Raw genomic sequence first — 12,868 nt, 5'->3', positions numbered from 1 at the left:
AAGGTGTGCGCCGCCGCGAACTACTCACTGCTGCCGGATTTCTCGTGAGCAGCGGTTGTCTCGGCCAGTCGGTTAGCGGAAAGTGGACAGACGAGTACGTCAGCGACATTGAATTTACCGTCGGTGTTACCGACGGTTCGGCGGACGTAGAAGCACCCCCGAACGTTCGATTTCGGCCAGATTCGAATCAGATCGTCGTCTCGGGCGCGCTCTGGGTCGGTTCCGGGTCGTGTAATAAGGCGAAGCTCGCCACGGTTTCGTACGACCGGTCGAACGAAACGCTCGGCGTTGTTGTTAAGGCGGGAGAGAATGACGGTCTTTTGCGCGATATTCCGTTTCTTCCGGTCGGCTGTACGGCCGACATGAGCGCAGATGCGTACGAACTCGTCGTCACGTTCCGCGAATCGGTGGCAAAGACAGTCATCGCGACGGAGCGACGACACGGAGAAGCGACGAAAACGACGGCCACGAAGCCCGTGGATTGAAGCGTCTGGCCCGCCCATCCCCTGCCAATGACCGACGACCTCGTGTCGCAGGTACAGGACGTACTCACCGTCGATAGCGGTGAGTTTCAAACTCGTGTCGAGGAGGATGCAGCGGTCATCAAGCGCGAGATCGCCGATGGAACGTTCGACAATCCGCAAGCCATCATCGGCTTCGAGTACGAGTTCTACGCCGTCGATGCCGAGACGAAAGCCCTCGCTCGCGTTCCTCGCCGACTGCTCGAACTCATCGGATTCGAGAAGGAACTGGGCCTGCACAACGCCGAGATGTCTACCAGCCCGCAACCGCTGAACGAGTACGGACTGGCCGCACAGGAGGCCGAGGTGAAAGCTCGTCTGTCTGCGGCGGAGAATCGAACCTCCACAGAGGGGATGCTCCTCGTCAGCGATGGTCTTTGGACGATCCCGCCGGAAGGCGAGACAGCCAACGGCTATCTCACCGACAGCGTCGACGATGGCGGCGTTCGAATCGCGTCGAACATGAGCGACTCCGTGCGCTACCACGCCATGGCGAACGCGGACGATACGGCGGGGATGACACTCGATGCACCACACGTCTCGCTCTCGGCGGAGACGGTGATGCCGGAGAGTCTCATCACGTCCATCCAGCCCCACTATCAGGTGCCACACGCCCGCGACCTTCCGACCTACTTCAGATACGCAAACAGGATCGCGGCACCACTGCTGGCGCTGGGTGTGAACTCGCCGTTCTTCCCGGCAGACCTGTACGACGACGCGCCACCCGAAGAGATCGTCGACGAGGCGTGGATGGAGAACCGAATCGACGTCTTCGAGTCCGTCCTGAACGCGAACAATCCCGGCAAGGTGCGATTCCCCGAAGACGTCGAATCGGTCGAAGAGACCATCGACAACATCGCGGCAGACCGCACAATGGTTCCGATGCCGGTATCACGGTCGGCGCGCTTCGACGACGAGTTCGCCCACTTCCGACTGAAGCACGGAACCTACTGGCGGTGGGTTCGTCCGGTCTTCGGCGGGCCGACGCGCTCTGCCGCCAACGCACGACTCGAGTTTCGACCTATCGCGGCCCAACCGACGGTGCGGGACTCCATCGCGTTCCAGGCGGCCTTCGCGGGCTTACTGGAGAGTACGTTCCGCAGAGAGCATCCGGTTCGCCATCTCGACTGGGTCGTCGCGCGCGACAACTTCTACGCCGCCATGCGCGACGGTCTCGACGCCGACCTGTACTGGATCACGAACAGCGGCGAGGAGACGACCGACTCTAGCGACATCTTTGCCGACCTCTTCGCCCACGCGAAAGATGGTCTTCAGGCCCGAGGGCTGTCCGACCAGGAGGCCGCGAAGTATCTCTGGCCGCTTCGTCAGCGCGCCCGTCACGGCGTGACGCCCGCCGGGTGGAAGAAACGCGAGGTACGCGACCGGTTGGCCGACGGCGCGTCGTTCGAGGACGCTATCGCTGGCATGCAGCGCACGTACATCGACCGCCAGAAAGAGACGTTACTGGAAGGGAGTTTCGCGGACTGGACCTAGAGGACTTCGTCGAAGTCCTTGTGTCCGGTGATCTCCACACCTTCGTCGGTGATCTCGGCGAGGAAGACACCGTTTCCGCTGCCCGTGTCGCGCTCGACGGCGCTTTTGATACCGCGGGCCGCGATGGTCTTCGCCTCCTCGTTCGAGAGCCCTTCTTCGTAGTCCTGTTCGAGGACACCGTAGGCGAGTTGCATCCCGCTTCCCGTGACGGTGTAATCGTCGGACATGACGCCACCGGCAGGGTCGAGGCTGTAGATGTGGGAACCTTCCTCGTCGATACCGCCGAGGATGGGCGAAACCATGAAGAACGGGCCGCCACGGAGCATGTTGCCCGCGAGCGTCGAGAGCGCCTGCATGCTCATCTGCTCGCCGCGGCGAGATTCGTAGAGATTGGATTCGATGCGCATCGTTCGGATGAACGACTGGGCACCGCCGACCGATCCGGCCATCGTCAGGGCCGCCTTCGGGTGAATCTGTTCGACCTTCTGGACGTTCTTGTTGGAGACGAAGCGCCCACCGAGGCTGGCGCGCATGTCCGTCGCCATGACGACGCCCTCGCCGGTCGTGAGACCGATGGTGGTCGTCCCCGTCTTGTTGACGTTCTGGAGGTCGTCTTTTGAGAACTCGCTCTCCGGAAGCGAGCCGATCTCCGGCTCGTATGGACTGGTCTCGGTGCCACTGAGGCGCTCCATATTCCGCGAGAATTCGGAACCGTGCATTGGCGTACGCATTACCCGGACGTAGTTCGCCAGCACTGATAAAACCAACCCTTCCGGGGTGTCGTACCGCAAAACGAGAGGTCGTGTTACGCGCTCGGTTCCGTAGCCTCGTCGTACGCTTGCTCTAGTGATTGGACTATGCGATGCATCGGGATCGGCACTCCTACGCGTCGGGCCACTAGGGCAACCGGGAGCAGGAGGATGCCGGTCAGGACACTCATCTGATACAGGGCGAACAGGGTCGCGCGTCGTAACGGTGCGAACATCTCGTACCTCGCGCGAGGCTGAGCTATCGCCCTATAAAAACATTTTTGCTATGAATGATACATAATTATTTATATTCTGAAACTACCACGTCGCCGTCTATCGATTCAACCGTGTTTGTCCAAGAGACAACTGAAGGTGGATTCGGACGTTCGAGAGCGTAGGAATGGGGTTTCTAACGCTGGCAGTATGCGTAAGTTATGGGCATTATCAGCGTCTCATGCGCACCGACTAACCGAAACAGTTGACACGTACCACCACCAATCGTCTCCCGTGAGTGTCGTCGTCGAGCTTCGGCTTCCACCAGATGGGTTCGCCCTCGGTGAGCTGTTCTCCTATCGCTCCGACGTACGGATCGAACTCGAATGCATCGTTCCGACCGGCGAAGCGACGATGCCGTTCTTCTGGGTCGTCGGTGACGACCCGACGTTCGTCACCGAGGTGGCCGACGAATCGGTCGGCGCATCCATCGAGATCGTAGACGAAACGGGCAACAGGGCCCTCTGTCGAGTGGTCTGGCCGACCCGACACGGAGTACACAAGATACTGACCGAGCAGGGTGCGACGCTCCTCGACGCCGAGGGGAGTGCCGCCGGTTGGTCGTTTCAGGTCAGATTTCCCGATCACGAAACCACGACCCAATTCAGGGAGGCCTGTGACGACAGGGAGATCTCCTACGAAGTCCGTCGGATCTACTCACTCTCCGAACTCCCGTCGAAACAACATGGATTGACCGATGAGCAGCGCGAAGCACTCGTCACGGCGTTCGAACTGGGATACTTCCAGGTTCCTCGTCAAACGTCGCTCTCGGAGCTGGCAGAACTCCTCGAGATCTCTCCACAGGCCACGTCAGGCCGCCTCCGACGAGGGTTAGAACAGGTGCTCGAAGAGATCCTATTCTCCGAGAAACGCGGGGGATAATAAAGGGACGAACTGATAAACCCGAAGGAATCCATTCGTCGTCGTCGATTGCTCAATATATGTCGGTGACCAACCGCAATCAGGTTGGAAGTCGGTGAGGTGTAAACGATGAATCAGGATACGAGTGACTTCCATACGATGCATTACCCCGCTGGTGGCGCGGCCCTTCAGGAGACGACTACCAGCTACGAACCGGTTGCAGAGACGGTGATCGAAACCATCAGCGAGGTGTCCGGCACCGACCCGACCGAGATACCGCCACTCTACGAGAGCATCGACCCCGACGCGCTGGACGACCTGTTCGACCGTAGCTCTCCCGAGAGCGTTCCCATCCGTGTCCGATTCCAGCACGATGGGTACGAAGTAGTGGTCGAACGCGAAGGGACGGTCACGGTACGGAATCCGGACTGAGGCCAGCACACTTTTACTCGAACTCGGTGTATTCAGGTCGCCATGCCTGAGAACGTGTACGACGTGTACCTCGTCCCGAGTGGGAAACGGGCTGGTGAACAGAACATCGTCTCGCCGGTCGAAGGGCACGAACTGGAGTTCTACGATACGGGAGTCTGGCTGTCACGGACGGGCGGTCGAAACTTCTTCCCCTACGAGCAGATTCGAACGATCCGAGAGCACGGCGGGGACGACCGAAGCTAGTTCGCTTCCAGCCCGACGATCTCGCGTGCGAAGATGTCGGCATAGCCCGAGAAGGATAGCTTGAGCGATGGCACACCGGGGAACGTGAGCGTCTGGAGTGCCAGCATCGGTCGGTCGGATTCGGCACCGAGACTGCGGAGCGCGTTCTCGATGGCATCGTAGAGTTTCGCCGTCTCTTCGACTTCGAGATCCGAACAGACGCCAGCGACTCGTGTCGGGAGTTCGGCGACCACGTCACCGTCCCTGACGACGGCCCAGCCACCGCCCATCTCGTTGACGTGTGCGACGGCGCGACGGATGTCGTCGCCGCTCCCTGCTGCCAACACACCGGGGGTCTCCCAGACGAGGCTGGTCGCCACTGCACCTTCGAGCGCGCCGTAGCCGGTCAGGAATCCAGTGAAGCCGGTGCCGTCTCCGTCCGGGTGTCGGTCGAGCAGCGTGACCTTCAACAGCCCTTCCTCCGGCGCGGCGACGAACTCGCCGTCTTCGACCGGCGGTTCCACCAGCGTCTCCCCGGACAGCAGTCCGCCACGGTGTTCGAGTGCCCGAACTGGCCCGTCGGTCGCGAGCACACTGAACTCCGCCGGGTCGGTGCTGACGTTCACACTGTTGTAGAAGTGCTCGGGGTACTCGTACGAACGCGGCGCGACTTTGGTTTCGTGGTTGTTGTAGACGATCTCGCCACCGCTGATGACCGTCGTGACGTTGACCGTCTCCAGGTCGTCGATGAGCAACACGTCGGCGATGTTACCGGGCGCGAGCGAGCCGAGGTTCGGCAGGTCGAAGTGTCGTGCGGGGTTGAGCGTCACCATCCGGATCGCGTCGGCAGGGGCGACACCTTCCTCGATCGCTCGGCGGACGACCACGTCCATGTAGCCCTCTCGGATGAGTTGGCGTGGCCACATGCCGTCGGTCGAGAGCGATATCTCCGACGCACCGATCTCGTCGTATGCGTCGCCGACTGCGGCCATGTCGTCTCGGATCGAACCGTATCGACCGATGGCGTGGATACCGTTCTCGACGCGCTCGATGATGTCTTCGCCCGTGATCGATTCGTGGTCGTCGTCGACGATGGACGCGAACGCCTGGAGTTTCTCACCGGAACAGCCCGCACCGTGACCGGAGACGGTCTTCCTCTCGTGTTTCGCACGGTCGTACAGTACCTCCGCGTTCGTGTCGCGTCCGACCGCGTGGATCCAGTCGGTTTCACCGACGCCGACGATCCGCGGGTCGCCGAGGAACTCGGTGAGCGAGTCGGCGTCACCGCGTGCTGGTTCGAAGGTATCGACGAGTGGCTGTGGCGGGACGGTAGCGTACACTCGAATCGGGAGGTACGACGTTGCCGCGAGCAACTCTTCGACACCCTCCGCACCGAAGGCCGGGCCGAATCCGGTCACTTCGGTGACGACGGTCGTCGTTCCGCCTTCGAGGGCGTAGTGATACGCGTTCTCGAACGTCTGGTGGAGGTCGATGTGGGTGTGGGCGTCGATGAATCCCGGAACGACGACCCTGTCGCTCGCGTTGATGACTTCGGTGTCATCACCGATGGCGTCCGTCGCATCTTCCGGGAGCGCCGCGACGCGGTTGTTCTTTATCACCACGTCGCGCGCCTGAAACTCACAGGGTTCGGGGAGGAGAACACGACCGTTTCGAATCACGAGGTCTGCCGGTTCGTCGCCGAGGATGACTGGCTGAAGATCGTTCACGCTGTCACCTCCTCGTACACGAGGACGCCGCCTCGTTCGTGTCGTTCGACCTCGCCTCGTTCTTCGAGGACGTCGAGGTGACCGACCGCTTCACTCATCGCTGGGAAGTACTCGGTCGCGGGCAGGTCGTCGAACAGTTCGGTCATCACGTCGAACGGTGTCGTCGGGCCGTCCACGATGCGACGAACGTTCTCGGTGCGCTCTTCGTGGGCTGCGAGTATCTCGTCGATCCGTGTGGATGGAGACGTGATCTCGTCGCGGTGGCCGGGAAGGAAGTGGTCGAACTCCCGGTCACGGAGGCGTTCGAGCGACCGATTGTACGCTGGGAGAATGCGCGGACGTCTGTCACCAGCTTCGACCGGTGGCTGGAGGAGTGGATTCGGCGTGATATCGGGGAGAACGTGGTCGCCGACGATAGCCTGCGATTCGCCCTCGGCTTCGAAGGTGAAGATGGTCTCGCCGGGAGCGTGACCCTGCACTGATTCTCCAGTCACGTCGGTATCTTCGACTTCGACAGATTCGGCATCTTCGAGTTCGAGGTCGGTTTCGACGCCGGGAGAGACAGAGAGATAGGCTTCCGGCAGGTCGGTTACCGTCTCGGCGGTGGTCTGTGCCATCCCACACCGATCGAAGAAATCGGCGAAGAAGTCCTGTTCGTACGCCAATCGCTGTGCAAAATCACGGATGATCGTCGCCGTTTCGGGGCTGGCGACGATGCGCGCACCGTCCTCCTGAAGTCGTGCCGCCAACCCGAAGTGATCCGGGTGGGGATGAGTGACGAGCACCTGTTCGATATCGTTCGGCGTGAGTTCGCGTCGTTCTAATTCCTCTAGCAACACGGTCCATGCCTCTTCGCTTCCCGGTCCTGGGTCGACCAGCGTCCGCCCCGCGAGGTAGGCGTTCACTGGACCGATTTGGAACGGCGTCGGAATCGAAAGCCGCGTGAACATACTCGTGCTTTCTTTGCCCTCGGTAAAACCGTTTTTGAACCGATAACCTGTCGTGTATTCTGACGCAACGATTATATTTGTCCCTAACGTAAGGACACAATTGGGTGAGAAATAATGAACAAACACTTCAAAGATGGGTGGTACTATCTCCGGCGTGCTGGCGGGCATTTCGGTCGTGGTATCCGAACCGAACTGGAACCGGTCGAGCGACGAGTCCGCGAGTGGAGGGGCGACGAGGAAGAACCCGAACCGTCTCGACGTGAGAAGATGCGAACGAACCTCCGCGAGGCGGAGCGGAAGGCCAAGCGACGTTCCCGTGATGCGATGCGAGACGCGCGAAAGCGCATCCGGATGAGCTAACACTCGAAGCCGACGCAGTCGCACTCCGTGAACTCGCAGTTCTCGAACCTCGGCGACGCCGCATTTTTCCGATCCACATCGACACGGCCACGGAACGTCGAATTCCGGAACTCGGCGTAGTCGGCCTTGACCAGCACCGTCGTTCGGTCGTCGGCTTCGTGAGTCGCGGTCACACCGTCGAAGACGACGTTCGGCCCGACTACGTTGATGCCGCTTCGGTCGTTCGCACCCGATTCGAAGGTCAGCGTGCAATCTCGAAGCGTCGTCCCCTCGCGCCAGAGTTCCCCACAGTAGCCGTGTTTCGACCCGTCGCCACGGTCTCTGAGGTCGACTTGCTCCAGCAGCACCGCGCCCGACCCGTCCCCTTCGCCCCCATTCGAACCTTCGTTGACTTTGATGGCTCGTGCCGACGAGGCACAGTCGATCCGCAGGTCACGGATGTCTGCCGACCGACTCGACACGCGTAGGCCATCGTTGTCACAGTTCGACAGCGAGATCTCGCCGCCGGAGACGCGCACGTCGCCCGCCTGCAACCAGAGGCCACACCCAGTGTACGTCGTCTCGTCCACCCCGATCTCCACGTCGTGAGCTACGTCGCCATCTCCGAGTCGGAGGTTCGCATTCCCGTTGTCCTTCCAGCGACCGCCGTCCACGATGCACGGCCCCTCACCACCTGCGAGATAGCCGCCGTTGTTGACCCACCCTTCGACGTGGCAGTCGCGGAATCGCAACTCACCTCGGTGGTCGTCGGTGACGCTGATGCCGATAGGGTGACTGGTTTGCGATTCGACGGGCGACCGGTCGGGATACGTGTCGGGACGAAACGCACAGCCGTCCGGTAGCGAGACGTTCACGAGACCCGACCCATCGGGGTGGGTGACTGCCGCGTAGATGGCTCCGAGGGCCTTCTTGTCCGCCGCAGCGCACTCCCCTTCGACCGTCACGTTTTCGATTCGGAGAGCGTGGGCGGCTCGCGCGGAGACCGCTTGCGCGCCCACGGCCTCGGCAGTCATGTCGAAGGTGAGGTCGCGGACCTCGACCGAATCGGCGGATGACTCCGGTTTCGCGCCCCATCCACCGCCGACGTCGAGGCAGTACTGCTGGTCGGGGTCGGTCACGACCAGCGTGGCGTGTGGGTCGCCCACGATGGCGATGGCATCGCAGTCGTTGTGTTCGAATCGCCCGTCGAGATGGTAGCGCCCCGGCGGAAGTATGAACTTCGTCCGCGCACCCGCGTGTGAGTCGAGCACCCGATTCAGCGGTTTCTCGCCATCCACGACGGCGGGATCGGTTTCGGACACATCGACGACGTTCCAGTCTGTCACGGTCGGGGGTCTGCAGTGGAGGGGCTTGGTCGTAGTGGCCGCCCGCTGTCGAAAGCAAGTCTTAAGTCTCGGGCAGGGAAACGGAAGATTGTAAGGGTCGGTAGTCTAGTCCGGTTATGACAGCTCCTTCACACGGAGCAGATCGGCAGTTCGAATCTGCCCCGACCCATGATTTTTCCGCGAACCACTCAGCGAGCGACGCATTCGTGTCGCTCGCTCCTCGGTGAGCGAAAAATCGTCCGGAGGGGCAGTTCGAATGAGACAAGACGCAGTCCGCGGAACGGAGCGAAGCGGAGTTCTCGTGAGTGACGAAGGAGCGAACGAGAGCAGGGGAGAGCTTGTCTCTCTCCAAGTGAGCAGAACCGTCTTGGCGTGGTTCGAATCTGCCCCGCCCCATTCATTCTGTGGCGAATGACTCGACGAGTGACAACCACTGTCGTATGTTCAACGTAACACCAGAACTTGTCTAGAACACAAACACATACCGGATGAACATTTGTCCCATTATAGCAATAAAGGGGAGAAGTGTAAGGATATTTTAAAAACTCGATTTTCCGAACGGCGTGAACGTTTTACCAATCGGATACGAACACCCTCCCGTGATAATCGCGGAACTCACCCTCCAAACCCCGCTTCTCGAAACGACGCTTGCCGCGGTTCCTGACATGAAAGTCGAAGTCGAGCGCGAGCGAACTGCAGGAAACGGTGATACCATCCAGTTGGTCTTCTGGGCGAGTGGCGACGACCACGACCGATTCGAGTCGAGGATGGAAGACGACCCGTCGATCTCAACGTTCGAACGCCTCGCGGAGGACGAAGACCGGTTCCTCTATCGAGTCACCTACGCCGACGATATTTCGAAAATGTCGGCGCACCCGGTGTGGGTCGAACTCGATGCGGTACTGTTGAAATCCGTCGGCTCACACAGTGGCTGGGAGGTTCGATTCCGGTTTCCCGATCGTGATTCGTTCGCGAAGTTCGTCGATTGGTGGCGGAATCGAGGGGGCGACATCACCGTCGATGCGCTGTACAGCCCCACCGACGACTTCGGTGGGGGGACGGAGCTGACGTCACTCCAGCGTAACACCCTGCGCCGTGCATTAGATGCGGGATACTTCGAGGTACCGCGCCAGTCGACACTGGACGACTTAGCAGACGAGTTCAACATCAGCTCGCAAGCGTTGTCGGTTCGCTTGCGCCGAGGGACTGCAGCACTGATCCGAAGCTCGCTTGAAGACGAGAGTATATAAAGATTTGATTGGTAAAACACCGCGCATACGCTTCGAGAACGACTATGTATACGTGTGACCGAGAACGAAAAATCGCTTGACGAAATGTTCGCAGTGCTTGCGAACCGCCGCCGTCGGCTCGCTCTCTATCATCTCATCGAAACGTTCGACGGACGTGCGAATCTCGATGCACTGGTCGAGGTCGTGACCAACGAATCGGACGAGGTAGACGTGACCGAAGCGTCACACGGGATGGTCACGACGGCACTCGCACACGTTCACCTCCCGCGATTAGCCGATTCTGGGGTGGTCAAAATGAACGACGAGGTCGTCCATCTGCGCGAGACTCCAGCCAGGTTGGAGGGTATGCTCACGCTGGCGAGACAGTACGATTCGGGGAGATAATCGAGTCCGGGGTTCTCGGCGTGTCTCTTGGGTGCTACTCGGTTGAGTGACAGTAGAGACGGGCGGGAAACGAACGAGCAGACGAACCCTGGTGGGGTGGATTCCAGATTCTCTCGAGCCGGCTCTCCACGGTCGGAAACGACAACAGAAACGAAAACTGAAACGAGAGATCGGTTCGACTTACAGGAAGTCTTCAATGCTGTCCGCGACTTCCTCGGGCGTGTCGCCGACCGGAACGCCCGCGTCGTTCAGCGCGTCGATCTTGCTCTCCGCCGTTCCGGTTCCGCTACCGGAAACGATGGCTCCTGCGTGACCCATGCGTTTTCCTGGTGGGGCGGTTCGGCCCGCGATGAAGCCAGCGACGGGGGTGTCCATGTTCTCTGCGATGAACTTCGCCGCCTGTTCTTCGTCTTCGCCACCGATCTCGCCGCACATGACGACCGCGTCGGTGTCCGGGTCGTCCTCGAACAGCGAGAGCGCGTCGATGAAGTCCGTGCCGATGATGGGGTCGCCACCGATACCGATGGCGGTCGTCTGGCCGATACCGCGCTGGGTCAGGTTGTCCACGACCTGATAGGTGAGCGTTCCGGAGCGCGAGACGAGACCGACGTTGCCAGCCTCGAAGATGTTGCCGGGGAGGATACCGAGTTTCGCTTCACCGGGCGTGATGATGCCGGGACAGTTCGGGCCGATGAGCCGGGTGTCGACCTCGGTCAGTCGCTTGTAGACCTTCGACATGTCCTGGGTCGGAACGCCTTCGGTGATGGCGACCACGAGGTCGAGATCGGTGTCGAGCGCCTCGAAGAGTGCGTCGCCAGCGAACGCGGGTGGAACGAAGACGACGGACGCGTCGGCGTCCTCTGCTTCGACGGCCTCGTTCACGGTGTCGTAGACGGGGACGCCCTTCACTTCTTGTCCGCCTTTACCGGGGACTGCCCCGGCCACGACGTTCGTACCGTACTCCATCATCTGCTCGGTGTGGAAACTCCCTTCACCGCCCGTGATACCTTGGACGACTACACGGGTGTCGTCGTCGACGAGAATGCTCATGCTTCGACCTCCTCAGCGTTTTTGACAGCACGTTGAACCGCGTCTTCCAGTGTCGCTTCGACCTGTACGAGGTCGGTGTTCAGGATCTCCATACCCTCTGCTGCGTTGGTGCCCGCGAGTCGGACGACGACCGGTTTCGGAATCTCGTCCAACGATTCGAGTGCCTCGTTGATACCCTTGGCAACTTCGTCACCACGGGTGATACCGCCGAAGATGTTGAAGACGACGGCGTCCACGTTCTCGTCCGAGAAGACCATGTCCAGCGCGTTGGTCACGCGCTCTGCTTTCGCACCGCCACCGATGTCGAGGAAATTAGCGGGTTCGCCGCCGTAGTAATCCACGAGGTCGAGCGTCGTCATGACCAGTCCGGCACCGTTACCGATGATGCCGACGTTGCCGTCGAGACGGACGTAGTCGAACCCGTACTCGCCCGCTTTGCGTTCGAGGTCGTCCTCGTAGGACTCCTCTTCCATCTCTGCGAGGTCGGGGTGACGGAACAGCGCGTCACCGTCGATGTTGAGGACGGCGTCCGCGGCGACCACTTCGTCGTCAGCCGTGACCATCAACGGGTTGATCTCGGCGTCGCTGGCGTCTTTGTTCTCCCAGAGGTCGTAGAGCGTGGTCAGAACCTTCGCCACGTCCAGGGCGACCGTCGGGTCGACACCTGCGTCGTAGACCGCTTTCCGGGCCTGATATGGGTGCATCCCGAACGCCGGGTCGATGTGCTCGCGTGCGATAGAATCGGGGTCTTCTTCGGCGACTTCCTCGATGTTGACGCCACCTTTCGAGGAGACCATGGCGACGGGCTTGCCCTCGCCGCGATCCATCGTCACGCCGACGTAGAGTTCGTCGATGAAATCGACGGCCCCTTCGACCAACAGCTTCTCGACCGTGTAGCCTTTGAGATCCATCCCGAGGATGGACTCTGCGGCGTCTTCGGCTTCCTCGCGGTTCTCGGCGAGCTTGATACCGCCGGCCTTCCCGCGGCCGCCGACGTGTACCTGCGCTTTCACCGCGACCGGATAGCCGATGTTCTCCGCCGCTTCGACAGCCTCGTCGACACTCTCTGCGAGTGCCGCGTCGGGCGTCGGAATCCCCGCGTCGGAGAACACCTCCTTCGCCTGGTACTCGTGTAGCCTCATGCACTCGAAAAGGGGTTTCCGCGCCGCTTAAATCCCGCCGGTTCGGGATTCTCGGCAGGAAGACGATACTCGCGTGACAGAACGGTAGCGAGCATAACGGTTCCAGCGAAAGTGGCGTTGCTGTCTAC

15 protein-coding genes and 1 tRNA gene are annotated in these 12,868 nt (G+C 60.8%); 9 read left to right on the top strand and 7 right to left on the bottom strand.

Annotated elements, in window-relative coordinates:
- The first annotated feature begins 5 nt into the window (after positions 1 to 5).
- Complete coding sequence (locus tag ACR3FE_RS01320; RefSeq protein ID WP_458204802.1) at positions 6 to 485, top strand: hypothetical protein; 480 nt, start codon at positions 6 to 8, stop codon at positions 483 to 485.
- A gap of 27 nt (positions 486 to 512) precedes the next feature.
- The gene (locus ACR3FE_RS01315) at positions 513 to 2,015 is read left to right on the top strand and encodes a glutamate-cysteine ligase family protein (protein ID WP_458204800.1); all 1,503 of its coding nucleotides are present in this window, start codon (positions 513 to 515) and stop codon (positions 2,013 to 2,015) included.
- On the opposite strand, the gene psmB is transcribed toward ACR3FE_RS01315, so the two are convergent.
- Both psmB and ACR3FE_RS01305 read right to left on the bottom strand, forming a co-directional pair.
- The gene (psmB, locus tag ACR3FE_RS01310) at positions 2,012 to 2,746 is read right to left on the bottom strand and encodes an archaeal proteasome endopeptidase complex subunit beta (protein ID WP_458204799.1); all 735 of its coding nucleotides are present in this window, start codon (positions 2,744 to 2,746) and stop codon (positions 2,012 to 2,014) included. The genes ACR3FE_RS01315 and psmB overlap by 4 nt on opposite strands.
- A gap of 74 nt (positions 2,747 to 2,820) precedes the next feature.
- Complete coding sequence (locus ACR3FE_RS01305) at positions 2,821 to 3,000, bottom strand: hypothetical protein (RefSeq protein WP_458204798.1); 180 nt, start codon at positions 2,998 to 3,000, stop codon at positions 2,821 to 2,823.
- 271 nt (positions 3,001 to 3,271) lie between these two features.
- Between ACR3FE_RS01305 and ACR3FE_RS01300 the strand changes: the two genes are divergently transcribed.
- The 3 genes from ACR3FE_RS01300 (at position 3,272) to ACR3FE_RS01290 (ending at position 4,573) form a co-directional block, all read left to right on the top strand.
- Positions 3,272 to 3,919 carry a helix-turn-helix domain-containing protein gene (locus tag ACR3FE_RS01300; protein ID WP_458204797.1) on the top strand — a complete coding sequence of 216 codons (648 nt, stop codon included), beginning with the start codon at positions 3,272 to 3,274 and terminating at the stop codon, positions 3,917 to 3,919.
- Between the two features lie 108 nt (positions 3,920 to 4,027).
- Positions 4,028 to 4,330 (top strand): HalOD1 output domain-containing protein, encoded by a 303-nt coding sequence (locus ACR3FE_RS01295; protein WP_458204795.1) that lies wholly within the window; start codon positions 4,028 to 4,030, stop codon positions 4,328 to 4,330.
- A 42-nt stretch (positions 4,331 to 4,372) separates the two neighbouring features.
- The gene (locus ACR3FE_RS01290; RefSeq protein ID WP_458204794.1) at positions 4,373 to 4,573 is read left to right on the top strand and encodes a hypothetical protein; all 201 of its coding nucleotides are present in this window, start codon (positions 4,373 to 4,375) and stop codon (positions 4,571 to 4,573) included.
- On the opposite strand, the gene ACR3FE_RS01285 is transcribed toward ACR3FE_RS01290, so the two are convergent.
- A complete protein-coding gene (locus ACR3FE_RS01285; protein ID WP_458204793.1) occupies positions 4,570 to 6,279 on the bottom strand; it encodes an adenine deaminase C-terminal domain-containing protein in 1,710 nt (569 codons plus the stop codon). The two genes, ACR3FE_RS01290 and ACR3FE_RS01285, sit on opposite strands and share 4 nt — an antisense overlap.
- Positions 6,276 to 7,229 carry an MBL fold metallo-hydrolase gene (locus tag ACR3FE_RS01280; RefSeq protein ID WP_458204792.1) on the bottom strand — a complete coding sequence of 318 codons (954 nt, stop codon included), beginning with the start codon at positions 7,227 to 7,229 and terminating at the stop codon, positions 6,276 to 6,278. The genes ACR3FE_RS01285 and ACR3FE_RS01280 overlap by 4 nt, the downstream gene beginning before the upstream one ends.
- A 114-nt stretch (positions 7,230 to 7,343) precedes the next feature.
- Here ACR3FE_RS01280 and ACR3FE_RS01275 point away from each other — a divergent pair, with 114 nt between their 5' ends.
- Positions 7,344 to 7,589, top strand: a complete 246-nt coding sequence (locus tag ACR3FE_RS01275) for a DUF7553 family protein (RefSeq protein WP_458204790.1) — start codon at positions 7,344 to 7,346, stop codon at positions 7,587 to 7,589.
- Here the strand turns inward: ACR3FE_RS01275 and ACR3FE_RS01270 are convergent.
- Positions 7,586 to 8,914: a hypothetical protein gene (locus ACR3FE_RS01270; protein ID WP_458204788.1), complete on the bottom strand. Its 1,329-nt coding sequence runs from the start codon at positions 8,912 to 8,914 to the stop codon at positions 7,586 to 7,588. The genes ACR3FE_RS01275 and ACR3FE_RS01270 overlap by 4 nt on opposite strands.
- 94 nt (positions 8,915 to 9,008) lie before the next feature.
- Here ACR3FE_RS01270 and ACR3FE_RS01265 point away from each other — a divergent pair.
- The 3 genes from ACR3FE_RS01265 to ACR3FE_RS01255 all read left to right on the top strand — a co-directional run bounded on the left by ACR3FE_RS01265 (position 9,009) and on the right by ACR3FE_RS01255 (position 10,548).
- A tRNA-Val gene (locus ACR3FE_RS01265) sits at positions 9,009 to 9,083 on the top strand.
- A gap of 430 nt (positions 9,084 to 9,513) precedes the next feature.
- Entirely contained in the window at positions 9,514 to 10,164 is a 651-nt protein-coding gene (locus ACR3FE_RS01260; RefSeq protein WP_458204787.1) for a helix-turn-helix domain-containing protein, read from the top strand.
- Positions 10,165 to 10,218: 54 nt separating this feature from the next.
- Positions 10,219 to 10,548, top strand: a complete 330-nt coding sequence (locus tag ACR3FE_RS01255) for a DUF7344 domain-containing protein (protein WP_458204786.1) — start codon at positions 10,219 to 10,221, stop codon at positions 10,546 to 10,548.
- Positions 10,549 to 10,728: 180 nt separating this feature from the next.
- Here ACR3FE_RS01255 and sucD read toward each other — a convergent pair whose 3' ends face one another.
- Positions 10,729 to 11,598 carry a succinate--CoA ligase subunit alpha gene (gene sucD / locus ACR3FE_RS01250; RefSeq protein ID WP_458204784.1) on the bottom strand — a complete coding sequence of 290 codons (870 nt, stop codon included), beginning with the start codon at positions 11,596 to 11,598 and terminating at the stop codon, positions 10,729 to 10,731.
- The gene (gene sucC, locus ACR3FE_RS01245) at positions 11,595 to 12,740 is read right to left on the bottom strand and encodes an ADP-forming succinate--CoA ligase subunit beta (protein ID WP_458204782.1); all 1,146 of its coding nucleotides are present in this window, start codon (positions 12,738 to 12,740) and stop codon (positions 11,595 to 11,597) included. The genes sucD and sucC overlap by 4 nt, the downstream gene beginning before the upstream one ends.
- Positions 12,741 to 12,868: the final 128 nt, after the last annotated feature.

The sequence above is a fragment of the Haladaptatus rarus genome (assembly GCF_054177585.1).
Note: the sequence above shows the minus strand (reverse complement) of the source record. Positions and strands in the feature narration are given on the sequence as shown.

Coding starts and splice junctions, on each gene's coding strand:
- ACR3FE_RS01315 (WP_458204800.1), top strand. CDS start 513: ATGACCGACGACCTCGTGTCGCAGGTACAGGACGTACTCACCGTCGAT.
- psmB (WP_458204799.1), bottom strand. CDS start 2,746: ATGCGTACGCCAATGCACGGTTCCGAATTCTCGCGGAATATGGAGCGC.
- ACR3FE_RS01305 (WP_458204798.1), bottom strand. CDS start 3,000: ATGTTCGCACCGTTACGACGCGCGACCCTGTTCGCCCTGTATCAGATG.
- ACR3FE_RS01295 (WP_458204795.1), top strand. CDS start 4,028: ATGAATCAGGATACGAGTGACTTCCATACGATGCATTACCCCGCTGGT.
- ACR3FE_RS01290 (WP_458204794.1), top strand. CDS start 4,373: ATGCCTGAGAACGTGTACGACGTGTACCTCGTCCCGAGTGGGAAACGG.
- ACR3FE_RS01280 (WP_458204792.1), bottom strand. CDS start 7,229: ATGTTCACGCGGCTTTCGATTCCGACGCCGTTCCAAATCGGTCCAGTG.
- ACR3FE_RS01275 (WP_458204790.1), top strand. CDS start 7,344: ATGAACAAACACTTCAAAGATGGGTGGTACTATCTCCGGCGTGCTGGC.
- sucD (WP_458204784.1), bottom strand. CDS start 11,598: ATGAGCATTCTCGTCGACGACGACACCCGTGTAGTCGTCCAAGGTATC.
- sucC (WP_458204782.1), bottom strand. CDS start 12,740: ATGAGGCTACACGAGTACCAGGCGAAGGAGGTGTTCTCCGACGCGGGG.